The organism is Stenotrophomonas maltophilia (genome assembly GCF_039555535.1).
In the GTDB taxonomy this organism is placed as follows: domain Bacteria; phylum Pseudomonadota; class Gammaproteobacteria; order Xanthomonadales; family Xanthomonadaceae; genus Stenotrophomonas; species Stenotrophomonas maltophilia_Q.
This window is the reverse complement of the sequence record NZ_CP154630.1, coordinates 3,269,914-3,295,568: the sequence shown is the minus strand read 5'-3', so window position 1 is coordinate 3,295,568 and position 25,655 is coordinate 3,269,914. Positions and strand designations below refer to the sequence as shown.

The following is a 25,655-nucleotide window of genomic DNA, read 5'->3' as shown; positions in this document are numbered from 1 at the left end:
CCGAACACACGCTCGGCTCCGCCCGAGGCCGGGCCAGAATCAGCCGAGCACAGGCTCGGCTCTACACGCGCTCCTGCCTTTGCTCCTGCCTTCCATGACCCCACCGCGCCCCCGATGAACTGACCAGAGGCGACGCAGGGCCCAGCCCGGGACCGTTCGCGCCATGGATGGCGCGATCGAGCCCCCATGGGTGAGGGCGCTTTGCCTGCGAGGCATCGCCTCGCAAGCGCTCGAACGCACAGCCGCCAGCGGCTGGGCCGGACCGCGGAGCGGGGTTTACGGCGTGTCCCGGGCTGGGCCCTGCGTCGCCTACTCTCGGTAGATCGGAGGCGCAGCGCATTTCACGACCAACCACCAAAACAAGAAGAGCGCGAGATCTCGAGGATCTCGCGCCCGGGTGGGATCGGCGGGGGAGAGAGGACCCGCCGACCCCCTTCCTGCGGGGGAGCGCTTACTTCAGGTTCTGCGACCAGTAGGTCTCGATCTGGCGGACCAGGCTGTCCGGCAGCGGCACGTAGTCCAGCTGGCGGGCCTGGGCGTCGCCGCTCTTGTAGACCCAGCGGAAGAACTCCTGGGTGGCCTTGCCGTTGGCAGCATTCTTCGGCTTCTTGTGCACCAGGATGAAGTTGGTGGCGGTGATCGGCCACGACTCGGCGCCCGGGGCGTTGGTCATCACCAGGTAGAAGTCCTTGGCGCTGGCCCAGTCGGCGCTGGCGGCGGCTGCGGCGAACGACGCATCGCTCGGCTGCACGAACTTGCCGGCGGCATTCTTCATCGCGGTGTAAGACAGCTTGTTCTGCAGCGCGTAGGACAGTTCGACGTAGCCGATGCCACCCTTGATCTGCTTCACGTATGCGGCAACGCCTTCGTTGCCCTTGCCGCCGATGCCGGCCGGCCACTGGACCGAGGTGCCTTCACCGACCGAGCTCTTCCACTCCGGGCTGACCTTGGACAGGTAGTTGACGAAGTTGAAGGTGGTGCCCGAACCATCCGAACGGTGCACGACGGTGATCTTGGCGCTCGGCAGAGCCACGCCCGGGTTCAGCGCGGCGATGGCCGGGTCGTTCCAGGTCTTGATCTTGCCCAGGAAGATGTTGGCCAGCACGGTGCCGTCCAGCTTCAGTGCGCCCGGGGCGATGCCGGCCACGTTGACCACCGGCACCACGCCGCCGATCACCGACGGGAACTGCGCCAGGCCCGAAGCAGCCAGCTCTTCCGGCTTCAGCGGGGCGTCGGAGGAGCCGAAATCAACGGTCTTGGCCTTGATCTGCGCAATGCCGCCGCCGGAACCGATCGACTGGTAGTTGACCTTGTTGCTGGTGGCGGCGTTGTAGTCGGCCGACCACTTCGACATCACCGGGTAGATGAACGAGGCGCCCGCGCCGGTGATTTCAGCGGCGTTGGCGGCGAACACGGACGACGCTGCGAAGACGGCAACGGCAACGCGCGACTTGAAGGCGTGGATCACGGGGTGGCTCCTGGGTTGATTGGGATGCGGGGTTACCCGCCCGGCGCACATTCCATAACGGTTCGATGACAGCGCAGGGACCGTTGTATGACGCAACCGTTACAGCGCTCGCCGCTGCCGCTGCAGCGGTGTCCGTGAAGGTTTCGCGCGCGGTCGGAGTGCGGCGGGGCGGTGAGTCGCCAACCTCCATATGTCGTTGACGGCGCCTCCGCGCTGACGCACGTGCATTCCGGGTAATGGGCATCCGGCAGCGATGTCATGTACTGCACAGGGATGCGTGGGGGCCGCGTTGCGCCTTGAAGCGGATACATCACGCCATGTGTCGCAAGGCCTAGGCACAGGTGCCGGCGCAAATGCGTCGTCCGCATGACCACACGAAGAAACCTGTGTTTGGTGCGCAGTTTGTCATTCGACTGTCATGGTTTTAACGGAACGTTCGCAAAACGCTTGACCGGCCTGCCGGCGTGGCGTTCTGCCCAAGCCATTCCAACCCTCTGGAGAGATCCAAAATGCGTTCCCATTTGCTCGCCGCCGCGGTCGTTGCAAGCCTCGGTCTGGTTTCCGCCGACGCCTTCGCAGCCCCCGCCAGCTCGGGCGTATCCCAGGCACAGCTGCAGCAGCTGCAGGCACAGATCGCCGCGCTGCAGGCCCAGGTCCAGCAGTTGCAGAACGATTCGCAGGCGCTGCAGGCGCAGTCCGACGCGCAGTCCGAAGTGAACATCACCCAGGCGCAGGCGCTGGAAGGTGCACAGAAGACCCAGACCAGCGTCGACAAGCTGGCCAAGCTGGTCAATGACAACAAGATCGGCGGTCGCATGTTCTTCGACCTGACCAACATCGACAAGACCAGCAACGGCAAAGACACCGCCGCCAGCGGCACCGGTCTGGACGTCAAGCGCTTCTACCTGACCGTCGACCACAAGTTCAACGACATCTGGTCGGCCAACCTGACCACCGACTTCCAGTACAGCTCGGCCATTGGCAACACCGAACTGTTCGTCAAGAAGGCCTACGTGCAGGGCAGCTTCGACCCGGCCTTCAACCTGCGCGTCGGTGCCGCCGACATGCCGTGGATCCCTTACGTCGAGAAGTTCTACGGCATGCGCTATGTCGAGAACACCCTGACCGACCGCCTGAAGTACGGCAACTCGTCCGACTGGGGCCTGCATGGCTTCGGCAACCTGGGCAACAACTTCAACTACGCCGTCTCGGTGGTGTCCGGCGCCGGCTACAAGAACCCGACCCGCAGCAAGGGCATGGACGTGGAAGGCCGCGTGGCCTACACCCCGAACGAGAACTTCGTGGTTGCCGTCGGTGGCTACAGCGGCAAGCTGGGCAAGGAAACCGACATCCAGAGTTCCGAGAACACCTACACCCGCGCCAACGCGATGGTGGCCTACGCCGACAGCAATTTCCGCGTCGGTGGTGAGTACTTCCAGGCCAAGAACCTCAACAACGTGATGACCGTTGCCACCGACAAGTCCAGCGGCTGGTCGGTGTGGGGCAGCGTGCGCGTGACCGACGGCGGCATCAACGTGTTCGGTCGTTACGATGACACCGACGTCAGCAAGACCCTGGATCCGACCCTGAGCGACAAGTACTGGAACGTCGGCGTCGAGTTCCCGGTCATGAAGAACCTCAAGCTGTCGACCGTGTACAAGTACACCCACCTGGCCAACGCTGGCGACAAGAAGAACGACAAGACCAAGGAATTCGGCGTCTGGGGCGACCTGTCGTTCTGATCTCCTGAAGCACGCTTGTCCTGAAACACAGACGGCGGGCCTTGTGCCCGCCGTCTTCTTCTGGTCAAAACAGAGACTGCGTCACGCCTCGGCCGTGGTCTTTTCCTTGAACCGGCACAGATCGGCGATCACGCAGCCCGGGCAATCCGGCTTGCGCGCCTTGCACACATAACGCCCGTGCAGGATCAGCCAATGATGCGCGTCGAGCAGGAACTCGGCGGGGATCACCTTCACCAGCTTGTCTTCCACTTCGCGCACGTTCTTTCCCGGGGCCAGTCCGGTACGGTTGGAGACGCGGAAGATATGCGTGTCGACCGCCATCGCCGGCTCGCCGAACGCGGTGTTGAGCACCACATTGGCGGTCTTGCGGCCGACGCCCGGCAGCGCTTCCAGTGCATCGCGATCGCGCGGCACTTCACCGCCATGCTTTTCCAGCAGGATCGCGCAGGTGGCGATCACGTTCTTGGCCTTGGCGTTGAACAGGCCGATGGTGGCGATGTATTGCTTCAGCCCATCCTCGCCAAGCGCGAGGATCTTTGCCGGCGTATTGGCCACCGGGAACAGGCGGCGCGTGGCCTTGTTGACGCCGACATCGGTGGCCTGCGCCGACAACGCCACCGCCACCAGCAGCTCGAACGGCGAGCTGTACTCCAGTTCGGTCTTCGGGTGCGGGTTGAGTTCGCGCAGGCGGGTGAACATCTCCACCACGTCGGCGCGCGGCATCGTGCCGCCACGCCGCGCCGGAGCGCGTGCAGTCTTCTTCGTGGTGGCCATTACTGCTCCTTGCCGCTGGCGCGGGCCTTGGCCCGGGCGAGGATGGCGGCCGCTGCGGCGGGCAGGGCGGGCTTCACGTCCGGCGCCGGGGCCGGGGTGCGCCGTGCGTCGCGTTCGGCTTCGCGGCGGGCCAGCCGTACCGCGCGGGCGCGATAGCGTTCGCGTGCCGCCCAGGCCGCCTGAAGCTGCTGCTGGGCCTGCTGCAACCGCTGCGGGAGTTCCGGGTGGCCGGGCAGCAACTGTGCGTCGTCGGCGCGGGCGACATAGTCCATCAGCCCGGCCTGAAGGGCGCCATCGAGATCGTCTGCCTGGACCCGGGCGAACAGCCGCGCGGGGTTGGGTCGGGATGCCATGGCGTCAGCGGTTCTGGAAGGCCGGCGGGCGGCGCTGCAGGAAGGCGCTGGTTCCCTCGCGCATGTCCTCGGTGGCGAACAGCAGGCCAAACTGCGCGCTTTCGTATTCCAGCCCGGCTTCCAGGCTGCATTCGCCACCCACGTGCACCGCGTCCAGCAGGCCGCGCAGGGCCAGCGGCGCCGAGCGCGCCAGCTGCCGGGCGACGTCATTCACGCGATTGTCCAGCGCGTCGGCCGGCACCACCTCGTTGACGATCCCCAGTTCCAGCGCACGTGCGGCGTTGATCGGTGCACCCAGCAGGCAGAGCTCCAGGGTGGCGGCACGGCCGCACAGGCGCAGCAGGCGCTGGCTGCCGCCGAAGCCGGGAATCAGGCCCAGATTGATTTCCGGTTGGCCGACTTTGGCGGTATCGGCGGCGATGCGCAGGTGGCAGGCCATCGCCAGCTCCAGGCCGCCGCCCAGCGCAAAACCGTTCACGCGGGCGATGACCGGCTTGGGCATGCGCTCGATCTGGCGCATCAGGGCCTGGCCCAGCAGCGAGAAATCACGTCCCTGAACCGCGCTGAGTGTGTTCATCTCGGTAATGTCGGCGCCGGCCACGAACGCCTTCGGGCCAGCACCGGTCAGCACCACCACGCGCACTTCCGGGTCTGCGGCGGCAGCACTGAAGGCCTCGGCCAGGGCCTGCAGGGTCGCGGCATTGAGGGCGTTGAGCTTGTCCGGGCGCTGGACGGTCACGGTGCGGATGGCGCCGTCGTCGGTGACAGCGATCAGGGCATCGGCCACGGGTAAACTCCTGGAACGTTAAAAAAAAGTGATATTGAACTCCGCGAACGCAGACGGGTCATAGCCTGCATCGTGAGTAGCGGTTACACGTTGCGCCCGTTATCCTAACCCGTCGCCTCAGGGCGGCGCAGAACGTCCCTGAGTTACCACCCCTGGAGAACTGTTTGATGAAGTTGCGTTCTATCGCGGTCGCCGTCGCGGCCCTGGCCCTGACGGGCAATGCCTTCGCCCAGGACGTTTCGTCCGAAAAGGGCAAGCTGAGCTACTACTTCGGTTACGACTACGGCAACAACCTGGCGGAGCTGACCGGTCGCGGTGAGCAGCTGGACATCAACTCGGTGGTGAAGGGCCTGCAGGATGCCTACGCCAAGAAGCAGCCGGCGATCACCGCCGAGCAGCTGAAGCCGGCCGTTGAAGCGTTCCAGAAGCGCGAGCAGGGCCGTGCCCAGGCTGCCAAGGCCGAGTACGAAAAGGCTGCTGCCGAAAACAAGACCAAGAGCGACCAGTTCATCGCGGCGAACAAGGCCAAGGCCGGCGTGCAGTCGCTGCCGAGCGGCGTCCAGTACCGCGTGATCGAAGCCGGCAAGGGTGCCAAGCCGACCCAGGCCAGCACCGTGCAGCTGGAAGTGGCCGGTCCGTTCCCGTACGGCCAGCGCCCGACCGAAGCCCGCCCGGCCCAGCAGATCCCGTCGATCAAGGTCAGCGAAGTCGAAATGAAGGCCATGCGCGAGACCCTGCTGCAGATGCCGGCAGGCTCGAAGTGGGAAGTCACCCTGCCGCCGGACCAGGCCTACGGTGCCGACCCGCGCACCCCGTTCCCGCCGAACGTGGCTGTGCAGTTCGAGATCAAGCTGGTCAGCGTCAAGTAAATCGAAGCGGTAAACCAAACGCGCCGGTGATTCCACCGGCGCGTTTTTGTTTGCGCAGCGCGCGACCTGTAGCGCCGAGCCATGCTCGGCGAACGCGCGCAGTGCGATGCCGTCACGCGCCGCATCGTTACCCGCGCAAATCCCGCCCATTCGCGCTACTGTTGCCGGGTGCAAACAATGGAAGAAACGGCGCGTGTTGTCGCAAGTCCCTGCATCGGAGTGTGCACGCTGGATCCGCACCGGCAGTGCAGCGGGTGCGGGCGGCATATCGACGAAATCGCGCGGTGGTCGTCGATGAGCAATGACGAACGCAACCGCATCCTGCACCGCGTGCAACCGCTGCGCGCGCAGCTTCAGCAGTCACTGCGCGGCTCGCTGGCCGACCACGAACGGCTGATGCGCGCGCTGCACCCGCTGGCCGAACCGCCGGTTGGTGATGGCTGGAACCGCAGCGAACTGATTGACCTGCTGCCGCCCGGGCCTCCGGTGGAAGCGGCGGTGCTGGCCGGCATCGTGCCGCGAGCCAATGGCGCGCAGGTGATCCTCACCCGTCGCACCGAAACCCTGCGCACGCACGGTGGCCAGGTCGGGTTCCCCGGCGGACGCACCGAGCCCGACGACCGCGACGCACTGGCGGCGGCATTGCGCGAGAGCCAGGAAGAAATCGCACTGGCCCCCGGCCAGGTGCAGGCGCTGGGCTACCTGGATCCCTTCGTGACGATCACCGGCTACCGGGTCACCCCGGTGGTGGCGGTGGTCGATCCGGACTTCGTGCCGGTGCCGCAGCCCAGCGAAGTCGCCGAGGTGTTCGAGGTGCCGCTGGACTACCTGATGGCGGCGGACAACCTGCGCCAGGTCGAAATCAACCATCGCGGCCGCATCCGCCACGTCCTTGAGTACGGCTGGCCCGGCCAGCGCATCTGGGGCGCCACCGCGGCCATTCTCTACAACCTGCGTCGCCGCCTGGAGCAAGTGCAATGAACCCGATCGATCCGCCGTGGACCACCCTGGTCGATGTCGCCACCTTGGCTGCCGCGTTGGGCGAGGGCATCCGCGTGGTCGACGCACGCGCCACCGCCAGCACCGCAGTGCGCGTGGTCGATGCGCGGGCCTCGCTGGCCGACCCGCAGGCGGGAAGCAGCCAGTATCTGGCCGGTCATATCCCGGGTGCGGTGTATGCCGATCTCAATCGTGATCTGTCCGATCTGTCGCGCGTCGGCCACGGTCGCCATCCACTGCCGGACAGCGATGCCTTTGCCGTAAAGCTGGGGCAGTGGGGCATCAGCCCCGATACCCAGGTGGTGGTCTACGACGGCAGCGACGGCAGCATGGCCGCCTCGCGCCTGTGGTGGCTGCTGCGACTGATTGGCCACCAGAAGGTGGCCGTGCTCGACGGCGGTGTCGCAGCCTGGCAGGCCGCCAGTCACGCGCTGGAAAGCGGTCAGAGTGACGTGGCGGTGCTGCCGGCCTACCCGGGCCGTTTCGATACCACCCAGGTCGCCAACGCCGATGAAATCACCGCGCGCCTGAAACATGCACCGGGCTGGCTGGTCGACGCACGCGCGGGTGAACGTTTCCGCGGCGAAGTGGAGCCCCTCGACCCGGTTGCCGGCCACGTGCCGGGCGCAGTCAACCGGCCGTTCGCCCTGAACGTGCTCGAGGGCCGCCTGCGCGACGCACAGGAACTTCGCGCCGAACTGCAGGGCGTGATCGGCAACCGCGATCCAGAACAGGTGGTGCTGATGTGTGGCTCTGGCGTGACCGCCTGCCACCTGCTGCTGGCGATGGAAAGCGCAGGACTGAGCGGTGCGCGCATCTATGCCGATTCCTGGAGCGGCTGGGTGAGCGACAGCAGCCGCCCGGTCGCCACCGGCGCCTGACTCTATCGTCTCGATTTCCACGCAAAGAGCAGTCGAGCGCGGAGCCTCTCCAGAGCCGAGCGGCCGGCTCCACGCGCATGGCGATGCGTTCAAATCATCGGCGCCCGCAGGTCATGGAGCGCGGCTCGACTCTACAAAGGCACCCTCCGATCGATTCGACCCCATGTCGACCAAGGTCGACACCTACCAACAGCGGCGGAGATCTGTCGAAGGCGGGGTGGGGCCGGTTGCGGGGGCGTGAGCCGCATGGATGCGGCGACCGAGCTTACATGGACGTACTTGCAGCGTCCCCCGCAACCGGACCCACCCCGCCTCCCCTCAGGAAGTCAGCTTCTGCTGTTGCTCTGGCTTCGGCTTCTGCGGGTGCAGGGCGCAGCCCTGCCGCTTACCCAACCGGCTGCAGTGGCACCCTCGCCAGCACCCGCGCCCACGGGAACAACGGCCCCGGGTCACGCTTGCGCGCCACCGTCAGCGCCGGATCATCACTGGCCGGCACCTGCTCCAGATCCAGCTGGTCATGCCCGGCAATCCGCCGCAGCGACGGGTAGCGCGCCACCAGCGCCAGCAGCAGCGCCTCCAGCGCCATCAGCTGCGCCTCGGTGTACGCCTCGTCCATCGCCTGGTGACGGCTGTCGAACCAGTGCGGGTAGCGCCCGGTGTTGACCAGCTCGATGCCCAGCGTATGCGCGTTCATGCCGCGTACGTGGTGGGCCACGCGTTCCGGCGCCACGTACTGCACCACGCGGCCATCGCGGTCGATGTAGAAATGGCCGCTGTTGCCGGCACCGCTGTCGTACAGCACGCGCTCGCCGTACTCGCGGGCCATCGCCAGGTCGGGCAGCTCGGTGCAGTGGATCACCACCATTTCCAGCGTGGCCGGGTCGCGCAGGGGCAGACGGTCTTCGTAGGGCAGGGGCTGCAGCTGCAGGCCGGGCAGGAGCGGGTTGGGCATCCGGCGATGCTAGCATTGCGGCATGAACCTGCCTTCCCTTTCCTCGTTGGCCCGCTCGCACGGAGCACGCGCATGAGCCGCGGCCACTGCATCCTGTCGCATGGCTTCGAGAGCGGCCCGGAGGCGACCAAGGTCACCGCGCTGGCCGACGTGGCGCAGCGGCTGGGCTGGACCCACGAGCGCCCCGACTACACCGACCTGGACGCGATGAGCGAGGTCAGCCGCGTAGGTGACGTGCCGACTCGGCTGCGCCGCCTGGTCGAGCGCACCGCCATCGCGGCCCAGCAGGGCCCGGTGGTGCTGGCCGGCTCCAGCCTGGGTGCCTACATCTCTGCCATCGCCTCGCTGCAGGTGCCGGTGGCCGGCCTGTTCCTGATGGTGCCGCCGACCACCATGGGCCCGATGCCGGCGCTGGACGCCGCCGCCGTGCCGACCACCGTGGTCCAGGCCTGGCATGACGACGTGGTCCCGGCCGCCGGGGTCATCGCCTGGGCCCAGGCGCGCTCGGCGCAGCTGCTGCTGGTCGATGATGGGCACCGCCTGGAACGCCACGTGGAGGCCTCCGCGCAGGCCTTCGAGCGCCTGCTGCGGCAACTGTGAAGCCCGGGCGCACGGCGCGCCCGCCCGCTTTGACTACAATGGCAGCCCCGCCGCCCCCGGCGCGGGCCTGCCGGCCGTGCTTGCGGCCCTCCTTTCCGACCGGCCCGGCCCCTGTGCCGCGCCCGACCACCTGCGAACCGATCCCGTGAAATTCTTCGTCTCCTGCGCCAAGGGCCTGGAATACCTGCTTGCCGATGAGCTGTCGGCCCTGGGCCTTGGCAAGGCCACTGCCACCATTGCCGGCGTCAACGCCGAGGGCGAACTGGAGCAGGCGCTGCGGATCGTGATGTGGTCGCGTCTGGCCAGCCGCGTGCTGTGGCCGATCGACGAGTTCGACTGTCCGGACGAACAGGCCCTGTACGACGGCGTGCGTGCGCTGCCGTGGCACGAGCACATCAAGCCGGAGATGACCCTGGCGGTGGACGCGCACGTGTCCGGTGACAAGATCACCCATGCGCGCTTCGCCGCACAGCGGATCAAGGACGCCATCGTCGACCGCATGCGCGACGAGGGCCTGGAACGCCCCTCGGTCAACACCGATCTGCCCGATGTGCGCGTCAACCTGTCGCTGCGCAAGGGCCGTGCTTCGCTGTCGATCGACCTCGGCGGTGGCCCGCTGCATCGCCGTGGCTGGCGTGGCGCCGCCCACGAAGCGCCGCTGAAGGAAAACCTGGCCGCCGCGCTCCTGCTGCGCGCGCAGTGGCCGCGCCTGCACGCCGCTGGTGGCGGGCTGCTGGACCCGATGTGCGGCAGCGGCACGCTGCTGATCGAAGGCGCGCTGATGGCCGCCGACGTTGCTCCCGGCCTGATGCGCCATGGCAGCCTGCCGCCGAGCCGCTGGCTGGGCTTCGACAAGGCGGCCTGGAAGAGCATCCAGAGCGAGGCGCGTGACCGCGAAGCGGCTGGCCTGGCCGCGTTGAAGCCGGTCATCCACGGCAGCGACATCGACCCGATCGCGATCCAGGCGGCGCGCGAGAATGCCGAGGTGGCGGGCGTCGCCCACGCGATCCGCTTCATCCGCGCCGATGTGGCCGACCTGGCCGCGCCGGAGCAGGAGATCGGTGCGGTGGTCTGCAACCCGCCGTATGACGAGCGCCTGGCCGCTGATCCGGCGCTGTACCGCGCGCTCGGCAACGCCTTGCAGAAGGCGGTGCCGCAATGGCGCGCCAGCCTGCTGTGCGGCAACGACGAACTGGCCTTCGCCACCGGCCTGCGCGCCGGCAAGAAGTACCAGATGTTCAACGGCGCACTGGAATGCGCGCTGATCGTCTGCGACCCGATCGCCGTGCCGGGCCGCGATCCGGCGCCGCCGCGCGAGTTGAGCGAAGGTGCGCAGATGGTGGCCAACCGCCTGCGCAAGAACCTGAAGAAGTTCAAGAGCTGGCGCGCCCGCGAAGACATCACCTGCTTCCGCGCCTATGACGCCGACCTGCCGGAATACGCGGCTGCCATTGACGTCTACGAGGAAGATGGTGGCAAGCGCCGCACCTTCCTGCATGTGCAGGAGTACGCCGCACCGACGGCGATCCCGGAGAACGACGTGCGCCGCCGCCGCAACGAACTGCTGGCCGCTGCGCGCGAAGTGTTCGGCGTGCCGCCGGAGCAGGTCTCGATGAAGTCGCGAGAGCGCGGCAAGGGTGGCAGCAAGTACGGCCGTTTCGAGCAGCGTGATGAGTTCATCGTGGTGCGCGAGAACAATGCGCTGCTGCAGGTAAACCTGTTTGACTACCTGGATACCGGGCTGTTCCTCGACCACCGCCCGCTGCGCCGGATGATGGCCGAGCAGGTGCGTGGCAAGCGCTTCCTCAACCTGTTCTGCTATACGGGCGTGGCCAGCGTGCAGGCCGCCGTGGCCGGTGCCGCCAGCACCACCAGCGTCGATCTGTCGGCGACCTACCTTCAGTGGTGCTACGACAACCTGGCCTTGAACGGGCAGGGCGGCAACCAGCACCTGCTGGTGCAGGCCGATGCGATGGCATGGCTGGAAGCGGACCGTGGCCAGTACGATGTGATCTTCTGCGATCCGCCGACCTTCTCCAACTCCGCGCGCGCCGACGATTTCGACGTGCAGCGTGAGCAGCTGAAGCTGCTGCGTGCGGCGGTGGCACGATTGGCGCCCGGCGGTGTGCTGTACTTCTCCAACAACTTCCGCCGCTTCAAGCTGGAAGAGAACGCCATCGCCGAGTTCGCCCAGTGCCGCGAGATCACCGCGCGCACCCTCGGCCCGGATTTCGAACGCAACGCGCGCATCCACCGCGCGTGGGAACTGAAGCGGTTGGGGTGATTCCAGCCGAAAGGGAATGCCGGCCAGCGGCCGGCACTACCCACGTGCGCGCAGAACGGTAGCGCCGGGCCATGCCCGGCGAGCGTGGGCCCGGTAGATCCATGCCTGCGTGGACGGCTCTACAGCACCAGCAAGCGCCCCGGCGCGTGGGCCAGCGGCCAATGCCCCCGTTCGTACAGCGCAAGCACGGGTTCCCAGTGCGCCGGCAGGCCGAGGTGCGTTTCCAGCAGGCGTTGACGGAAGGCGAACATCGCTCCATCGCGCGCCACCAGGTGCAGGTCATGTGCACCGCAGCGCAGTGCCGGCAGATCCAGTGCCGAAAGCGCGCGCATCAAGCTCCGGTTGAGTTCGCGCCGGGCGTCGGCCAGTTCGGCGGGATGGGGCAGGGCGCCGTGAAACGGATCCGAATCGCCCAGTGTTGTGGGCATCCACTCGAAACCATCGGTATCGATGGTCCGCAGTGCTTCGGCCAGCGACCGAACGGCGACGACGCCGGCCGTTGCGGGCAGTGTTTCACCCAACCGGGAAAAGAAGCCGATTCCAGACGTCCGCTGCAGCACGCTATCCATGCCGCCATTGTAGATCCACGCCATGCGTGGATGCCGTTGTCCCCGTCCTGCGGTTACACCAACCCCACCACCAGCCCGATCACCGGCAGCGCGATCGCCAGCGGCGCGATCCACGTTGGCCGATACGGGTACAACCCGAACGACAGCGCCACGCCACCCACGGTCATCGCACCCAGCCACAGCACCGGGCCCACCGCCCAGCCGTGGTCAGCCACGCACAGTGCGAAGGCCACTGTCAGCAGCACCCAGCCCAGTACCCGCCACTGCATCCGCCGTGCCGGTGCGGCCGCAGCCTTGCCATGCAGGTCGTGCTGGTGCTTTTCCATCCCCAGCGACAGGGCGGTGAACGCAGAGAACGACAGCGTCAGTGCCAGCAGCATCATGCGCTGGCCTCCGCTTCGGCCGCTTCGACTGATGCCTTCGGCGCTGCTGCGGCAGCCGCGCGCTTCTTCTTCTCGGCCGCACTCAGCGGTGGCGTCCAGCGCTGCATGCGCCAGCCGCACATCGCCAGCATCGCGCCGAAGGCAATCATCGACAGATCAACGCCGGCCAGCACCCATTCACCGTTGCGCAGGGTGACGCCGAGGTGCGCGTGTGTAGTCAGCGCGTTGACCACCGGCACCAGCGCGAACGCCGTTGCACCGAGGTACAGCTGCCACGCCCACATCATCCGCTTGGGCCAGATGAAGGCCGCCAGCAACGCCGCGCCCCAGGCGTAGAAGAACACGTTGGCCTCGGCGCTGGAGCGCTCGGCGATGTCCAGCGGCAGCAGGCGGTTGCCCCAGAAGTAGGCCGCGAAGGCAATCGGCAGGCCGGCTACGGTGCCGATGTTCAGCGCATCGACCAGGCGCAGGCCGAAGCCGGTGCGTCCACTCCTGGCATGCTTCGGCCGTTCCTTCACCGCCCACAGCACCACGCCGCTGGCCACCATCAGGCAGCCGACCAGGCCGGACAGGAAGAACAACGCGCGCAGGCCCCAGTCGGCGAAGCGTGCCAGGTGCAGGCCGTACAGCACGCCGCGGGTGGCGGTGGCGCCACCGGACGGCGGTGTTTCTTCCAGCAGCGCACCGCTGACCATGCTGTAGCGCACGGCCGGGGTGTCGGTGGACAGTCGCTTGCCGTCGCGCTGGCGGATGTCGATCACCGCATTGGCTGCGCCCGGGTTGGATACGGTGAAGCCGGCCACTTCCACGCCGTGCCAATGCGCGCGTGCGCTGTCCAGCAGCTGTGCGATCGGCAGCGGGGTGGCGCGTCCTTCGGCGGGCGCGGTCACCTCCGGCATGCCGCCGAAGGCCTCGAAGAAGAATTTGTCCTCGTCCTGCGGATAAGCCACCTTCACGCCCCAAGGCAGGTACATGATCATCAGGGTGACGATGCCGGTGTAGGTGATCATCGCGTGGTACGGCAGCGCCATCACTGCGCTGACGTTGTGGAAATCGAGCCAGGAACGCAGGCCCTTGTCCTTGCGGAAGGTGAAGAAGTCCTTGAAGATTTTCTTGTGGGTGATGACGCCGGTGATGATCGCCACCAGCATGAACATCGCGCAGAAGCCGACCAGATAGCGCGCCCACAGCACCGGGATGTAGTGCAGGTCGAAGTGCAGCCGGTAGAAGAAGTCGCCGCCGCGGGTCTCGCGCGCCTTCAATGCCTGGCCGGTGTTCGGATCCAGCGTGGCGTCGCCAAAGCCACCGCGGCGGCCACGGCTGGGGTCGGCCAGCTCCGGTGGCAACCGCCAGAACATCTGCATGGCCGGGTTGCGCGGCTGCGGCAGCGTGACGAACCAGTTCCCGGCCTGGCTGGCATTGGCCTGCAGGTAGTCCACCGCGCGCTGCGCGGCCACATCGATGCTGACCTTGTTGGCCGGCAGCTCCGGGCGCATCCAGCGGCTGATTTCCTCGCGGTAATAGCTGGCTGTGCCGGCCATGAAGATCAGCAGCAGCAACCAGCCGACCAGCAGCCCGGTCCAGGTGTGCAGCCAGGCCATCGATTGGCGGAATCCGTTCTTCATGCCCAGGCCCCCATCAGGCGCGCAATGCCTGCCATCAGCAGGGCCGGGGCGAGGATGCCCACCCAGGCGCGCAGTGCGCTGCGGGTGGCGAATGCCCACAGTGCGGCACAGGCGGCGACCAGGATCGCCAGCAGCATGCCGGTCAGCACGGTCTGGCCGCGCGCGCCGGGCAGCGCCACCGCGCAGAACACGCTGGTCACCGAGGCCAGCGCATAGCCGCCGAAGATCGCGGCCAACGAACGTGACAGCACGCCCCAGCGCGGGTTGGAGAAGAAGGTGCGGGGGCTGGCGGTTGCGGGCGAGCGGTCCACGGCGTTCCTGCAGGTAGGGGAGGGGATGGAACGCGTCTGCGGCCCCCTTGCGCCCTGCGCATGTCGCCCAGCGTGTCCCATCGACGAAGCACCGCCCGCGCAGACGGGCAGCTCAGAGGTCGGGGATGTACACGGGCGATGGGCGCGTCTTCCGCGCCTGTTTGGCTAAGCGTACAACCGATTAGAAAATGATAGGCATTCGCATTTCGTTAATCAAGCGTGACGGCGCCCGCTCCCGTGCAGGGAGGCTTCAGAAGCGGAAAAGGACCGTCGCAGCGTGCAGCAGCAGGCCGATCAGACCGCCGACCAGGGTGCCGTTGAAGCGGATGAATTGCAGGTCACGGCCCACGCTCAGTTCCAGCTGTTCGACCAGGTGCCGCTCGTCCCAGCCTTTCACGGTCTGCGCGATATGCGTGGTCACGCCCTCGCGCAGGCGGCCGGTCAGGCGCTGCGCACCTTCCAGCAGGTGCTGGTTGAGGGCCTCGCGCAGGGCCGGGTCAGCCTGCAGGCTGGCGCCCAGCGACGCGAGGCTGCGCTGCAGGTGGCCGACCAGCGCCGAGTCTTCGCGTTGCAGATCGGCGCGCAGGCTGGCGTGGATGCGCGTCCACAGCCCTTGCACGTAGTCCTGCAGGGCGGGGTGGTCGATCATTTCCTGCTTGAGCTGCTCGATGCGCTCCGCCAGGGCCGGGTCCTCGCGCAGGCGCTGCACGTAATTCTGCAGCCAGGTCTCGTAGTCCTGGCGCAGCGGATGCTGCGGCTCGGCCAGCACCTGCTGCAGTTCTTCCAGCACCGCCCGCGCCAGGCGCTCGGCCAGGCTGTCGCCGATCTCGTCGATCGGCTTGACCCAGTTCACCGTGCTCGACAACGTCGGCCATTCGCGCTGGATATAGCGCACGATCAACTGCGAGGCGCGTTCCTTCACCTCCGGTTGTTCCAGCCAGCGCCCCAGCCGCTGCAGGCCCTCGTCCAGCACGCGCTGGTGGCGCCCATCGGCGGTCAGCAGGGCCAGCAGTTCACCCGCGGTGGCGGCGGCATTCCACTGCCGCAGCTGCTGCACCACGAAGGCATGCAGCTGCCGGCGTACTGCGGTTTCGTCGAAGAAGTCCAGCGCCTGCAGGGCCCAGCCGCGGGCCATGTCGGCCAGCATGCGCGAGCGTGCCGGGTCGGCCAGCCAGCTGCCGAGGCGGCTGGCCGGGTCGAATACCTGCAGCTTGGCCAGCAGCACACCTGGCTCCAGGAACTGGTCGCGCACGAACAGCGCCAGGCTGTCGCCGATGCGCTCCTTGCTGCGCGGGATGATGGCAGTGTGCGGAATCGGCAGGCCCATCGGCCGCCGGAACAGGGCGACGACCGCGAACCAGTCGGCCAGTGCACCGACTGCGGCCGCCTCGCAGAACGCCGAGACCCAGGCCCAGATACCGCGCTCGCCCTGCCAGTGGCTGACTGCGAATCCGGCCAGCATCAACAGCAGCAGGCCGAGCGCGAGGGCTTTCAGGCGCCGCAGTTGTGCGCGGCGCGGATCGTGGGCAGGCATCATGCCGGAAGTCTAACCGCAGCCCGGTGACGCCTGTCTGTAGAGCCGAGCCCATGCTCGGCTGCTCATTGCCACGCGCAAAGCAGCCGAGCATGGGCTCGGCTCTACAGAAGCGCGTCGAGAGCGCCTACAGCGCTTCCAGCTGCTTGCGCAGCGCGGCCAGCTGCGCGCGCAGGGTGTCGTTCTCGCGGGTCAGCGCGACCACGCGTCGACGCAATGCCGGTGGGTCCTCGCCCAGCTGTTCCAGTGCGGACAGCACTTCGGCATCGCGGCTGGCGATCTCGTCCTCATCCGCCTCCTCGAAATCCATCTCGGCCGGTTCAGGCTTCGGCGCGCGCGGCTTGCGCTTGGACTCGCGCACGCGCTTGGCGGCCTGCTTCAGCTCGTCCTTGCCACCGGCGGCGGCGGCGCGCTGTTCTTCTTCGGGCAGGTCGGCCACGGCCGCGGCGGCGCTGATCGAGATCACGCCAGCCTTCACCGCCTCCACCACCTCGGCCGCGGCCTGGGCGTGGATGCGTTCGATCATGCCGACCTGGCTGGTGCTCAGCTTGGCTTCGCGGGCCAGCTCGGCGCGGCTGATCTTCGGTGCCGGTTCCCACGGCGGGTTGTCTTCGCCGCCCCCGTCGGTGACGTCGGCGGTGCCATCGCTTTCGCGCTGCAGCTGGGCCTGCTCGACCTGCTTGCGGGCAGCCAGGATGTCGCGCTTGCGCAGCGCCAGCACGCCGCGCTGGAAATCGGACACGCTGCGCCGGCCCAGGTGCTGCTCGATCATCCACAGGTGCACGTCTTCCATGCTCTGGAAGCGGGTGTTCTGCACCGTGTTGAACGGCAGGCCGTGCTTCTGGCAGATGCCGAAACGGTTATGGCCATCGACCAGCACGTCACCCCACAGTACCAGTGCGTCGCGGCAGCCTTCGGCCAGGATGCTGCGCTCCAGCGCGTCATGTTCGTCCGCGGTCAGCGGGTCGATATAGGCCTTGAGTTCTTCTTTGACGACGATATCCATGGGCACGGCAACGAGCAGGAGCGGAACCGCCCATTGTACCCGCTCGCCGCCGCGGGCCCGGGCTCAGGCCGTGGCCCGGATCATCTCGCCCAGCGTGCCGGTGATCTGGTCGATCTGCGCCTTGTCCACGATCAGCGGCGGTGACAGCGCGATGATGTCACCGGTGCAGCGCACCAGCAGCCGGCCGTCGTGGAAGCAGCGCCGGAACACCTCGTAGCCGCGGCTGCCGGGCATGTCCCGGCGTGGCGCCAACTCGACCGCCCCGACCAACCCGAAGTTGCGGATGTCGATCACGTTGGGCAGGCCCTGCAGCGCGTGCAGCCGTTCCTGCCAGTATTCGCCCAGTTCGATGGCGCGCTCGAACAGGCGTTCCTCGGCGTACACCTCCAGCGTAGCCAGTGCGGCCGCACAGGCCAGCGGGTGACCAGAATAGGTATAGCCGTGGAACAGCTCGATGGCCTGCGGTGGTGCCTGCATCAGCGTGGCATGCACGGCGTCGCTGGCCAGGACGCCGCCCAGCGGCACCGCGCCGTTGCTGACGGCCTTGGCAAAGGTCAGCAGGTCCGGGGTGACCCCGAAGCGCTGTGCGGCGAAGGGCATGCCGACCCTGCCGAAGCCGGTGATGACCTCATCGAACACCAGCAGGATGCCGTGGTGATCGCACAGCTCGCGCAGGCGCTGCAGGTAGCCCGGCGCCGGCAGGATCACCCCGGCGGACCCAGCGATGGGCTCGACGAAGACCGCCGCGATGGTCGAGGCGTCATGCAGCGCGATCAGCCGCTCCAGGTCGTCGGCCAGTTCAGCGCCCTGGCGCGGCAGGCCTTTGCTGAACGCATTGCGCTGCAGGTCCAGGGTATGGCGCAGGTAGTCCACGCCGCCCAGCTGCAGGCCGAACGCCCTGCGATTGTTGGGCAGGCCGCCCAGTGCCATGCCACCGAAGCCGACGCCGTGGTAGGCCTTCTCGCGGCTGATGAAGCGCGTGCGCTGGCCCTCGCCGCGCTGGCGGTGGTAGGCCAGCACGATCTTCATCGCGGTATCCACCGCCTCCGAGCCGGAGCTGGTGAAGAACACATGGTTCAGGGGCGTTGGTGCCAATGCGGCCAACCGCTGCGCCAGCGCGAATGCCGGCGGCGAGCCCATCTGGAAGGCGGGCGAGTAGTCGAGTGTGCGCGCCTGCTCGACGATGGCCTCGACGATGCGCGGCCGTGCATGGCCCGCGTTGCAGCACCAGAGGCCGGCCGTGCCATCGAGGATCTGGCGGCCGTCGACATCCTCGTAGTGCATGCCCTCGGCACGCACCAGCACACGTGGCGCTGCCTTGTACTGGCGGTTGGCGGTGAACGGCATCCAGTACGCCTCCAATGACTCCGGGCGTTGGGTCGCCAGATCGTGCAGGTCGCTCGCGGAACGCTTCATGCCAGCTCCATCGGGTCCGATGGGGAGAATGTAGCGCAGCCACGTCACGGCGGAGTCGCGGCCACGCCGGTATAACCGGGGAAACTGTTCCGAGGAGCCCGGCATGGCCGACTTTCCCGACCGCAGCCACTGGCAGGCACTGGCCCAGCAGCTTTCGATGCCGACCCAGGCATTCATCGATGGCCGCTACGTCGATGCTGCCCACGGTGCGCGCTTCGACTGCATCAGCCCGATTGATGGCCGCGTGCTGGCGGCGGTTGCCGACTGCGACGCAGAGGACGTGGAGCGCGCAGTGCGGGCGGCGCGGCGTGTCTTCGATGCGGGCCACTGGTCGCAGGCCAGCCCGGTCCATCGCAAGCGCGTGCTGTTGGCCCTGGCGGAGCTGGTGGAAAAACACGCCGACGAGCTTGCCTTGCTGGAAACCCTGGACATGGGCAAGCCGGTGCGTGATGCACGCCGTATCGACCTGCCCGGCGTGGTGCGCTGCCTGACCTGGACCGCCGAGGCGGTGGACAAGCTGTATGGCGAAATCGCACCCACCGGACCGCATGAACTGGGCCTGGTCACGCGCGAGCCTGCCGGCGTGGCGGCGGCGGTCGTGCCATGGAATTTCCCGTTGCTGATGGCCTGCTGGAAGATCGCGCCGGCACTGGCGATGGGCAATTCGGTGGTGCTCAAGCCGTCCGAGCGTTCGCCACTATCGGCGTTGCGGCTGGCGGCGCTGGCGGCCGAGGCGGGCCTGCCGGAGGGGGTGCTGAACGTGCTGCCCGGCCATGGTGCGCGCGTGGGCGAGCCCTTGGCACTGCATATGGACGTGGACGTGCTGGCCTTCACCGGTTCCACCGCCACCGGCGCGAAGCTGCTGGAGTATGCGGGACGGTCCAACCTCAAGCGGGTCTGGCTGGAATGCGGTGGCAAGAGCCCACACCTGGTGTTCGCCGACGCCCCGGACCTGGACGCAGCGGCCAAGGCCGTGGCGCAGGCCATCTTCTTCAACCAGGGCGAAGTCTGCACCGCCGGCTCGCGCCTGCTGGTGCAGCGCTCGATCCGTGAGGACTTCGTGCACCAGGTGATTGCCTATGGCCAGCACATGCAGCCCCGCCATCCACTGGAGGCTGATGCACCGATGGGCGCGCTGGTCGACGCCGCGCACGTGGAGAAGGTGCTGGCCGATATCGCCCGTGCCGAAGGCGAGGGCGCTCGTCTGCTGCTGGGCGGCCATCGGGCCGAGGTGGAAGCCGGCGGCTGCTATGTGCAGCCCACAGTATTCGACCAGGTGCGTCCGGACCACGCGTTGGCACGCGAGGAAGTGTTCGGGCCAGTGCTGGCCGTGCTTGGTTTCGACGACGAGGCCGAAGCGGTGCGCGTGGCCAATGACAGCCGCTATGGATTGGCGGCGGGCCTGTGGACGCGTGACCTGGGCCGCGCCCATCGTGTCGCACGCCAGCTGCGCGCCGGCAGCGTCTGGGTGAACGGCTGGGATGGTGGTGACATGACCGCCCCGTTTGGTGGCTACAAGCAGTCCGGCAATGGCCGTGACAAATCGCTGCACGCGTTCGACAAGTACAGCGAGATCAAGGCCACCTGGATCCAGTTGTAACGACGCGCCCGCCGAGCGCTTTTCGTCGAGCCGAGCCCACGCTCGGCTGCTGTTTGCTCTTTGTAGAGTCGAGCCATGCTCGACTGCTCTTCGCGAGATGCAGCCGAGCACGGCTCGGCTCCACTGCGGCGCTGATGCCGTCACCACCGTCGATGCTGCCCGTAGGAAGACTCAGGATCAGTGGTGCTACCGCAGCCGCGTCCTCCGCGGCAGGCTGGGCGCTGTCTGCCTGCGCAACCTGGGCAGGGCGGGGCATCACCGATGCGGCCGGACGCGTCATCTGTGCGGAGGGCAAGGTGGGCTGCTTGGCTACCGGCGTCGGCAGTTCCGGTGGCAGCCAACGCAGCAAGATCCGTGGGCCGTCGTCGCTGCGCAGTTCGATCCGGCCGCTGTCCAGCAGCCACAGAGAGAGCCCGCCATGCACCAGCAGTACCACCAGCCACGCCGCCATCCGCGGCAGCTTCGGCGAACCGGACCACGACAACGCAACTGCAGCCATCGGCAAGGCATCCATGCAGGGACCGGTGGTGCAGCCTAGCGGGTGGCAGGAAAAAATTCGTTGGCATCGGTGTCGGCTGAAACCATCGCCCCGTGCGACCACCGCCCCGTGGCAGAATCGGCCGATCTACCGTTATCCGTACTGCCGATGTCGACGATCGCTGCTGCCGCGCCGCCCGTGAATTCCCCCCGTCGTGTCCTGCTGGCCAGCCTGATCGGCACCACCATCGAATTCTTCGATTTCTACATCTACGCCACGGCCGCCGTGCTGGTGTTCCCGCACCTGTTCTTCCCGGACAGCAGCGAGCAGGCGGCCCTGCTGCAGTCACTGGCGACCTTCGCGGTGGCGTTCATCGCCCGGCCGGTCGGCTCGGCGGTGTTTGGTCATTTCGGCGACCGCATCGGCCGCAAGGCCACCCTGGTCGCCGCGTTGCTGACCATGGGCCTGTCCACGGTGCTGATCGGCCTGCTGCCGACCCATGCGCAGATCGGGCTGTTGGCACCGGCGCTGCTGGCGCTGTGCCGCTTCGGCCAAGGGCTGGGGCTGGGCGGCGAATGGGGTGGGGCGGTGCTGCTGGCCACCGAGAATGCGCCACCGGGCAAGCGCGCCTGGTACGGCATGTTCCCGCAGCTGGGCGCGCCCATCGGTTTCCTGCTGTCGGCCGGCATCTTCCTGGTGCTGGGCCGCTGCCTGAGCCAGGACGACTTCCTGCAGTGGGGCTGGCGTATCCCGTTCGTGGCCAGCGCGTTTCTGGTCGGCCTCGGCCTGTGGGTGCGCCTGAACATCCACGAGACGCCCGATTTCAAGAAGGCGCTGGAGCGCAAGGCGCCGGTGCGGCTGCCGATGTGGACGGTGCTGCGTGACCACCCGGTGCCGATGCTGCTGGGCACCCTGGGCGCCTTCGCCACCTTCGTGCTGTTCTACCTGATGACCGTGTTCAGCCTGGGCCACGGCACTGCGGTGCTGGGCTATAGCCGCGAGCAGTTCCTGCTGATGCAGATGGTCGGCATGCTGTTCTTCGCACTGGGCATCCCGCTGTCGGCGCGCTATGGCGACCGCTGGGGCACGCGTCGCACCATGATCGTCGCCAGCGTGCTGATCATCGGCTTCGGCGTACTGTTCGCGCCGTTGTTCCAGCCGCACAGCCCATGGCTGGTCACCGCCTTCCTGTGCCTGGGCCTGTTCCTGATGGGCCTGACCTATGGCCCCTGCGGCACCTTCCTGGCCGAGATCTACCCGGTGGAGGTCCGCTACACCGGCGCTTCGCTGTCATTCAACCTGGCCGGCATCCTCGGTGCGGCACCGGCCCCGTATCTGGCGACCTGGCTGGCCGAGCGCTTCGGCCTGGTCGCGGTGGGTTACTACCTGTGCCTGACCGCGGTTGCCACCCTGTGCGCGCTCGTGGCACTGCACCGGCGCGCGCTGCGGCTCAACCAAAGAAGCGCTTGAGCGTGCGACCCAGCCAGCCACCGCCCTGGTGTTCGCGGGCGAACTGGTTCAGGTGCGCCTTGACCTGTTCGGCATAGGCCTGGTCATCACCACGGATGTGGTTGAACAGCCAGCGCGAGAGCATGGTGCGCAGTTCGTCGCTGATGTCCTCGCCGGCCTGGAAGCGCATGCGGTACTCCGATACCCGCTTGATGAAGACCTCATGCACGCGCTTGTGCGCGGCACAGAACGGGTAGCCCGCTTCTTCCATCAGCTCTTCCTCGAACGCGAAGTGCGACATGGTGTAGTCCACCACTTCGTCGATCACTTCACCCACCGCGGCACGCTGCATGCTGGCCTGGGCCACGTGCAGGTGGTTGAGCATTTCGATGATGCGGCGGTGTTGTTGGTCGATCACATCGATGCCGATGTTCAGATCGTCCTGCCAGACCAGTAGTGCCATCCCCGGCTCCCCTTCATGCGTATGTCGGGGCCGACTGTAGAGCCGCCCTGCGCGGGCGGCGTTGATCTGGATCAAAGCGTGCCGGTCAGGGCAGCGCCGGCTCGCGTGGGCGCAGCGGGCTGGCCACCGTGGTGCAGCTGACCCGGTTGCGGCCACCGGCCTTGGCCAGGTACAGCTGGCGGTCGGCTTCGGATATCAGCCGGTGCAGTGCATCGCGCTGCGGGCGCAGGCAGCACAGGCCGATGCTGACGGTCATGCGCAGGGTGGCAGTGCCGATGTCGACCTCCAGCGCGGCGATGCGCTGGCGCAGTTCCTCGAAGTACAGCAGTGCCTCGTCCTGCTCCATGTCAGGTACCAGAAGGCAGAACTCCTCGCCACCGAAGCGTGCGATCAGGTCATGGCTGCGCGCGTGCGCGGCCACCGCGCTGGCCACAGCGCGCAACGCATCGTCGCCGGCTTCGTGGCCATGGGTGTCGTTGATGTGCTTGAAGTGGTCGATGTCGATCATCGCCACCGCCACGCACTGCCCGTGCAGCTGCAGTTGCGGCAGCTGGCGTTGGCTCTGCTCGAGGAAGCAGCGCCGGTTGGGCAGCCCGGTGAGGAAGTCGCGGGTGGCCAGGTCCTGCAGGGTGCCGATCAGCTCCAGTTGGTCCACATTCTGCGAGACCCGGCAGAAGAATTCCTCGCGCGAGAACGGCTTGCGCAGGAAATCGTTGGCGCCGTTCTTCAGGAAGCGCGGGATCAACGACGCATCGGTATTGCCGGAGATGCCGATCACCGCCACCTTGTCGCGGGAGCGCAGGGTGCGCAGGCGGCGGGTGAACTCCACGCCCTGCATGCCCGGCATTTCCTGGTCGACCACGGCGAGGCGGATCGCCGGATGCGCCTCGATTGCAGCCAGGCCCTCATTGCCATCGGCCGCCTCATGCACCTCATGCCCATACATGCGCAGCAAGGCTGCGGCATAACCGCGCGCGGACGGTGAGTCGTCCACCACCAGCGCGGCGATGCGGCGGTTGCGTTCCAGCCGCTGTACCAGCCACACCAGGTAATCGATGCTGCCGGGCGTGTTCTTCAGCACATAGTCGATGATCTGCTGCTGCAGCACGCGCTTGCGCAGGTCCTCGTCGTAGACGCCGCTGACCACCACGGTGGGCAGGTTGCGCTTGAGGAAGAACTCGACCACCGCGTCGCGGTCGCCATCGGCCAGCACCAGCCCGGTCAGTACCAGGAACCAGCCACCACCTTCGTTCAGCAGGCGGTCGGCCTCGGCCAGGGTGGAGGCGATCACCACCGGCAGCTCCAGGCGCTGCTCGATGGCCTCGCGCAGCATGCCGGTGAAAGCACGGGAGTTTTCGACCAGCAGGATCCGCTGCGGCAGCGGATCGGCCAGGTCGCCATCGACGGCGGCCTGCGGCAGGACGGGCATGATGCGGTGGCTCACGAGGGAGGGGCTCGGCACGGATAACGGCGGTTTCGGCTGCAACTTTAGCTGCGAACGCTGCGCGCCGGGCGGGATTGCGTGTCAGGCCGCCGCGGGCGACGCGTGGGTGATTGGTTCATGCAGGACCAGTCGCAGCCGATTGCCCCGACAGTGGACTGCTCCGCCGTAGGCAAGCATCCGCCCGGCCAGGCGCTCGATGGCCTGGTGGGTGGTTCGCGTGGACAGCGTGCAGCCACGGTCGAGCAGGCTCACCACAGCAACAATGCCGCGACGTTTGCCTGCCCGACCACTTCGGGCACGCACGCATACCTGGCCGGTCTCCAGCTCCAGCAGAAGTGAAACCGCCTCGATCAGCGAGCGATAGATGGCCAGTTGCAGATCCACGGTCAGCAGGCAGGGATTGCCCGCCAGCCTGGGCGGAATGACGCGATGCGTGTTGTTCCAGATTTCGCATGCACCGCCGGCTTGCAGCGCGATGTAGAGCCCGACCTGTTCCAGTCCAGTGGGATAGACCAGGCTGGCCTGTTCACGGAACAGGCGTGAATGCACCGACGACGCGTGCTGCAGGCTGTTTGCGACCGCATGGTGGCCTTGGGACTTCAGCCAGCTGACCATCTCGCTGAGCGAACTGTCCATGCCCTCGCCCAGGTGTTTCAGGTGGACGGCCCGTTCACGCAGCTCACGCTCGCTGGTCTGATGCGAGCCGCGTGCCAGGCGCAGTGTGGTTGCCTCGGCCAGGCCGCGGGACCGGGCGCGCTGATGGTGGTAGCTGATGCTGGAACCCAGTGCCAGCAGTGCGACACTCATCACCGCCATGTTCTGTTGGGTGGCGAACGTGCCCAGGTCGAATGAGGAGGGCAGGCCGGTGCTGGGCGTTGCACCGTGCAGGGGGAGGTTCAACAACGGAATCGCGATGGCCGCGCCGCGCCACCCATGCATGAAGGTCAGGGCGATGGCGGGCAGGGCGGCCAGCAGCACCATGTGTGTCCGCGTCGTGTGGGCGCCGGCGCTTGTCAATTGCATGCTCAGGCCCAACACCAGCATCACCAGGATCGCCGAGGCGGTAGGGGCGACGAAACGGTCGCTCCAACCGGGGTCGGCCTGCCGTCGCGACCAGAGGAATGCCAACGGCACCAGGGTGATGATGGCGGCGAAGTGGCCAAAGATCGTCCGGTCGACCGCGTCCAGCAGATTGCTGGGTGGTGGGTTCGACCATAGGACATATGAAATGCCCAGGTTGAGACCCGGAACGAACAGTGCCGTGCAGAAGGACAGTGACAGCAGCCAGAGACCGGTAGCTGCTTCGGACGGCATTCTCATCCGATGCAGGTAGACCACCAGCATCGCCATCGGCATCAGCAGTGTCGAAGCCAGGATGACCCAGTCCAGGCCATAGGTGTCGATCATGGGGATGCGCAGCGTTGCGAAGTACGCGTACTCGCCCAGCAGCAGGTAGGGCCACAGGCGGGTCGGTACGATCAGCAGTGCCGCTGCACGGATGCCCGCCGGCAGGAAGAACTGATCCAGCGAGAACTGACGCGAACCGAGGCAGCTCAGCGCATAGACGGCCGCGAGGGCGATCCCGGCTGGCCGGATACGGAAGCTCAGTTCAACGGCCTTTTTGAATCGGTCCAAACCCGAGCCTCCCTTGCTCGTGACATGGCAGCG

The 25,655-nt window shown here is 67.3% G+C and carries 24 protein-coding genes; 8 read left to right on the top strand and 16 right to left on the bottom strand.

Annotation, left to right across the window (positions count from 1 at the left end; all coding sequences use genetic code 11):
* Positions 1-451: 451 nt before the first annotated feature.
* Entirely contained in the window at positions 452-1,468 is a 1,017-nt protein-coding gene (gene pstS, locus AASM09_RS15320; RefSeq protein ID WP_049431219.1) for a phosphate ABC transporter substrate-binding protein PstS, read from the bottom strand.
* Positions 1,469-1,977: 509 nt separating this feature from the next.
* Between pstS and AASM09_RS15315 the strand changes: the two genes are divergently transcribed.
* Positions 1,978-3,210 (top strand): porin, encoded by a 1,233-nt coding sequence (locus tag AASM09_RS15315; protein WP_049431224.1) that lies wholly within the window; start codon positions 1,978-1,980, stop codon positions 3,208-3,210.
* An 81-nt stretch (positions 3,211-3,291) separates the two neighbouring features.
* Here the strand turns inward: AASM09_RS15315 and nth are convergent, their stop codons facing one another.
* The 3 genes from nth to AASM09_RS15300 are packed head-to-tail and all read right to left on the bottom strand — an operon-like array spanning position 3,292 to position 5,124.
* Positions 3,292-3,984: an endonuclease III gene (gene nth, locus AASM09_RS15310; RefSeq protein WP_049431226.1), complete on the bottom strand. Its 693-nt coding sequence runs from the start codon at positions 3,982-3,984 to the stop codon at positions 3,292-3,294.
* Positions 3,984-4,337, bottom strand: a complete 354-nt coding sequence (locus AASM09_RS15305; protein WP_049431229.1) for a hypothetical protein — start codon at positions 4,335-4,337, stop codon at positions 3,984-3,986. Before AASM09_RS15305 ends, nth begins: the two co-directional genes overlap by 1 nt.
* 4 nt (positions 4,338-4,341) lie before the next feature.
* Positions 4,342-5,124, bottom strand: coding sequence for an enoyl-CoA hydratase/isomerase family protein (locus AASM09_RS15300; protein ID WP_049431232.1), 783 nt, complete (start codon positions 5,122-5,124; stop codon positions 4,342-4,344).
* A 167-nt stretch (positions 5,125-5,291) separates the two neighbouring features.
* Here AASM09_RS15300 and AASM09_RS15295 point away from each other — a divergent pair, with 167 nt between their 5' ends.
* The 3 genes from AASM09_RS15295 (at position 5,292) to AASM09_RS15285 (ending at position 7,873) form a co-directional block, all read left to right on the top strand.
* Positions 5,292-5,993 (top strand): FKBP-type peptidyl-prolyl cis-trans isomerase N-terminal domain-containing protein, encoded by a 702-nt coding sequence (locus tag AASM09_RS15295; RefSeq protein WP_005408797.1) that lies wholly within the window; start codon positions 5,292-5,294, stop codon positions 5,991-5,993.
* A 177-nt stretch (positions 5,994-6,170) separates the two neighbouring features.
* The gene (locus AASM09_RS15290; protein ID WP_049431235.1) at positions 6,171-6,974 is read left to right on the top strand and encodes a CoA pyrophosphatase; all 804 of its coding nucleotides are present in this window, start codon (positions 6,171-6,173) and stop codon (positions 6,972-6,974) included.
* Positions 6,971-7,873 (top strand): sulfurtransferase, encoded by a 903-nt coding sequence (locus tag AASM09_RS15285; RefSeq protein ID WP_049431238.1) that lies wholly within the window; start codon positions 6,971-6,973, stop codon positions 7,871-7,873. Before AASM09_RS15290 ends, AASM09_RS15285 begins: the two co-directional genes overlap by 4 nt.
* Positions 7,874-8,258: 385 nt before the next feature.
* On the opposite strand, the gene AASM09_RS15280 is transcribed toward AASM09_RS15285, so the two are convergent.
* Positions 8,259-8,825, bottom strand: a complete 567-nt coding sequence (locus AASM09_RS15280) for an N-acetylmuramoyl-L-alanine amidase (RefSeq protein WP_049431240.1) — start codon at positions 8,823-8,825, stop codon at positions 8,259-8,261.
* Positions 8,826-8,897: 72 nt separating this feature from the next.
* Here AASM09_RS15280 and AASM09_RS15275 point away from each other — a divergent pair, with 72 nt between their 5' ends.
* Together AASM09_RS15275 and rlmKL are read left to right on the top strand one after the other, a co-directional pair.
* The gene (locus AASM09_RS15275) at positions 8,898-9,425 is read left to right on the top strand and encodes an alpha/beta hydrolase (protein WP_049431244.1); all 528 of its coding nucleotides are present in this window, start codon (positions 8,898-8,900) and stop codon (positions 9,423-9,425) included.
* Positions 9,426-9,570: 145 nt separating this feature from the next.
* Entirely contained in the window at positions 9,571-11,709 is a 2,139-nt protein-coding gene (gene rlmKL / locus AASM09_RS15270; RefSeq protein ID WP_049431246.1) for a bifunctional 23S rRNA (guanine(2069)-N(7))-methyltransferase RlmK/23S rRNA (guanine(2445)-N(2))-methyltransferase RlmL, read from the top strand.
* Positions 11,710-11,828: 119 nt separating this feature from the next.
* Here the strand turns inward: rlmKL and AASM09_RS15265 are convergent, their stop codons facing one another.
* The 7 genes from AASM09_RS15265 to AASM09_RS15235 form a co-directional block, all read right to left on the bottom strand.
* Positions 11,829-12,302 (bottom strand): hypothetical protein, encoded by a 474-nt coding sequence (locus AASM09_RS15265; protein WP_049431248.1) that lies wholly within the window; start codon positions 12,300-12,302, stop codon positions 11,829-11,831.
* A gap of 29 nt (positions 12,303-12,331) precedes the next feature.
* Positions 12,332-12,661 (bottom strand): DUF3325 domain-containing protein, encoded by a 330-nt coding sequence (locus AASM09_RS15260; RefSeq protein WP_049431251.1) that lies wholly within the window; start codon positions 12,659-12,661, stop codon positions 12,332-12,334.
* The gene (locus AASM09_RS15255) at positions 12,658-14,286 is read right to left on the bottom strand and encodes a PepSY-associated TM helix domain-containing protein (protein WP_049431254.1); all 1,629 of its coding nucleotides are present in this window, start codon (positions 14,284-14,286) and stop codon (positions 12,658-12,660) included. Before AASM09_RS15255 ends, AASM09_RS15260 begins: the two co-directional genes overlap by 4 nt.
* Positions 14,283-14,597, bottom strand: a complete 315-nt coding sequence (locus AASM09_RS15250; RefSeq protein ID WP_049431256.1) for a DUF3649 domain-containing protein — start codon at positions 14,595-14,597, stop codon at positions 14,283-14,285. Before AASM09_RS15250 ends, AASM09_RS15255 begins: the two co-directional genes overlap by 4 nt.
* A 250-nt stretch (positions 14,598-14,847) precedes the next feature.
* Positions 14,848-16,134, bottom strand: coding sequence for a DUF445 domain-containing protein (locus AASM09_RS15245; protein ID WP_049431259.1), 1,287 nt, complete (start codon positions 16,132-16,134; stop codon positions 14,848-14,850).
* Positions 16,135-16,258: 124 nt separating this feature from the next.
* The gene (locus AASM09_RS15240) at positions 16,259-17,137 is read right to left on the bottom strand and encodes a plasmid replication/partition related protein (RefSeq protein WP_049431261.1); all 879 of its coding nucleotides are present in this window, start codon (positions 17,135-17,137) and stop codon (positions 16,259-16,261) included.
* A gap of 63 nt (positions 17,138-17,200) precedes the next feature.
* Positions 17,201-18,553 carry an aspartate aminotransferase family protein gene (locus AASM09_RS15235; RefSeq protein ID WP_049431265.1) on the bottom strand — a complete coding sequence of 451 codons (1,353 nt, stop codon included), beginning with the start codon at positions 18,551-18,553 and terminating at the stop codon, positions 17,201-17,203.
* A gap of 103 nt (positions 18,554-18,656) precedes the next feature.
* Here AASM09_RS15235 and AASM09_RS15230 point away from each other — a divergent pair, with 103 nt between their 5' ends.
* Positions 18,657-20,153: an aldehyde dehydrogenase gene (locus tag AASM09_RS15230; protein ID WP_049431269.1), complete on the top strand. Its 1,497-nt coding sequence runs from the start codon at positions 18,657-18,659 to the stop codon at positions 20,151-20,153.
* Here the strand turns inward: AASM09_RS15230 and AASM09_RS15225 are convergent.
* Positions 20,128-20,667 (bottom strand): hypothetical protein, encoded by a 540-nt coding sequence (locus AASM09_RS15225; protein ID WP_238378632.1) that lies wholly within the window; start codon positions 20,665-20,667, stop codon positions 20,128-20,130. The genes AASM09_RS15230 and AASM09_RS15225 overlap by 26 nt on opposite strands.
* A 132-nt stretch (positions 20,668-20,799) precedes the next feature.
* Here AASM09_RS15225 and AASM09_RS15220 point away from each other — a divergent pair, with 132 nt between their 5' ends.
* The gene (locus AASM09_RS15220; RefSeq protein WP_049431326.1) at positions 20,800-22,101 is read left to right on the top strand and encodes an MFS transporter; all 1,302 of its coding nucleotides are present in this window, start codon (positions 20,800-20,802) and stop codon (positions 22,099-22,101) included.
* Here the strand turns inward: AASM09_RS15220 and AASM09_RS15215 are convergent.
* The 3 genes from AASM09_RS15215 to AASM09_RS15205 form a co-directional block, all read right to left on the bottom strand.
* Entirely contained in the window at positions 22,082-22,543 is a 462-nt protein-coding gene (locus tag AASM09_RS15215) for a bacteriohemerythrin (RefSeq protein ID WP_004151683.1), read from the bottom strand. The genes AASM09_RS15220 and AASM09_RS15215 overlap by 20 nt on opposite strands.
* A gap of 85 nt (positions 22,544-22,628) precedes the next feature.
* Positions 22,629-23,972 (bottom strand): diguanylate cyclase, encoded by a 1,344-nt coding sequence (locus AASM09_RS15210; RefSeq protein WP_049431271.1) that lies wholly within the window; start codon positions 23,970-23,972, stop codon positions 22,629-22,631.
* A 96-nt stretch (positions 23,973-24,068) separates the two neighbouring features.
* Complete coding sequence (locus AASM09_RS15205; protein WP_049431275.1) at positions 24,069-25,622, bottom strand: MASE1 domain-containing protein; 1,554 nt, start codon at positions 25,620-25,622, stop codon at positions 24,069-24,071.
* Between the last annotated feature and the right edge of the window lie 33 nt (positions 25,623-25,655).

What these genes read in the sequence shown, in the direction of transcription:
- AASM09_RS15315 (WP_049431224.1), top strand. Translation starts at nt 1,978, where the DNA reads ATGCGTTCCCATTTGCTCGCCGCCGCGGTCGTTGCAAGCCTCGGTCTG.
- nth (WP_049431226.1), bottom strand. Translation starts at nt 3,984, where the DNA reads ATGGCCACCACGAAGAAGACTGCACGCGCTCCGGCGCGGCGTGGCGGC.
- AASM09_RS15305 (WP_049431229.1), bottom strand. Translation starts at nt 4,337, where the DNA reads ATGGCATCCCGACCCAACCCCGCGCGGCTGTTCGCCCGGGTCCAGGCA.
- AASM09_RS15295 (WP_005408797.1), top strand. Translation starts at nt 5,292, where the DNA reads ATGAAGTTGCGTTCTATCGCGGTCGCCGTCGCGGCCCTGGCCCTGACG.
- AASM09_RS15290 (WP_049431235.1), top strand. Translation starts at nt 6,171, where the DNA reads ATGGAAGAAACGGCGCGTGTTGTCGCAAGTCCCTGCATCGGAGTGTGC.
- AASM09_RS15285 (WP_049431238.1), top strand. Translation starts at nt 6,971, where the DNA reads ATGAACCCGATCGATCCGCCGTGGACCACCCTGGTCGATGTCGCCACC.
- AASM09_RS15280 (WP_049431240.1), bottom strand. Translation starts at nt 8,825, where the DNA reads ATGCCCAACCCGCTCCTGCCCGGCCTGCAGCTGCAGCCCCTGCCCTAC.
- AASM09_RS15275 (WP_049431244.1), top strand. Translation starts at nt 8,898, where the DNA reads ATGAGCCGCGGCCACTGCATCCTGTCGCATGGCTTCGAGAGCGGCCCG.
- AASM09_RS15265 (WP_049431248.1), bottom strand. Translation starts at nt 12,302, where the DNA reads ATGGCGTGGATCTACAATGGCGGCATGGATAGCGTGCTGCAGCGGACG.
- AASM09_RS15260 (WP_049431251.1), bottom strand. Translation starts at nt 12,661, where the DNA reads ATGATGCTGCTGGCACTGACGCTGTCGTTCTCTGCGTTCACCGCCCTG.
- AASM09_RS15255 (WP_049431254.1), bottom strand. Translation starts at nt 14,286, where the DNA reads ATGAAGAACGGATTCCGCCAATCGATGGCCTGGCTGCACACCTGGACC.
- AASM09_RS15245 (WP_049431259.1), bottom strand. Translation starts at nt 16,134, where the DNA reads ATGATGCCTGCCCACGATCCGCGCCGCGCACAACTGCGGCGCCTGAAA.
- AASM09_RS15240 (WP_049431261.1), bottom strand. Translation starts at nt 17,137, where the DNA reads ATGGATATCGTCGTCAAAGAAGAACTCAAGGCCTATATCGACCCGCTG.
- AASM09_RS15235 (WP_049431265.1), bottom strand. Translation starts at nt 18,553, where the DNA reads ATGAAGCGTTCCGCGAGCGACCTGCACGATCTGGCGACCCAACGCCCG.
- AASM09_RS15230 (WP_049431269.1), top strand. Translation starts at nt 18,657, where the DNA reads ATGGCCGACTTTCCCGACCGCAGCCACTGGCAGGCACTGGCCCAGCAG.
- AASM09_RS15225 (WP_238378632.1), bottom strand. Translation starts at nt 20,667, where the DNA reads ATGGATGCCTTGCCGATGGCTGCAGTTGCGTTGTCGTGGTCCGGTTCG.
- AASM09_RS15220 (WP_049431326.1), top strand. Translation starts at nt 20,800, where the DNA reads ATGTCGACGATCGCTGCTGCCGCGCCGCCCGTGAATTCCCCCCGTCGT.
- AASM09_RS15215 (WP_004151683.1), bottom strand. Translation starts at nt 22,543, where the DNA reads ATGGCACTACTGGTCTGGCAGGACGATCTGAACATCGGCATCGATGTG.
- AASM09_RS15210 (WP_049431271.1), bottom strand. Translation starts at nt 23,972, where the DNA reads ATGCCCGTCCTGCCGCAGGCCGCCGTCGATGGCGACCTGGCCGATCCG.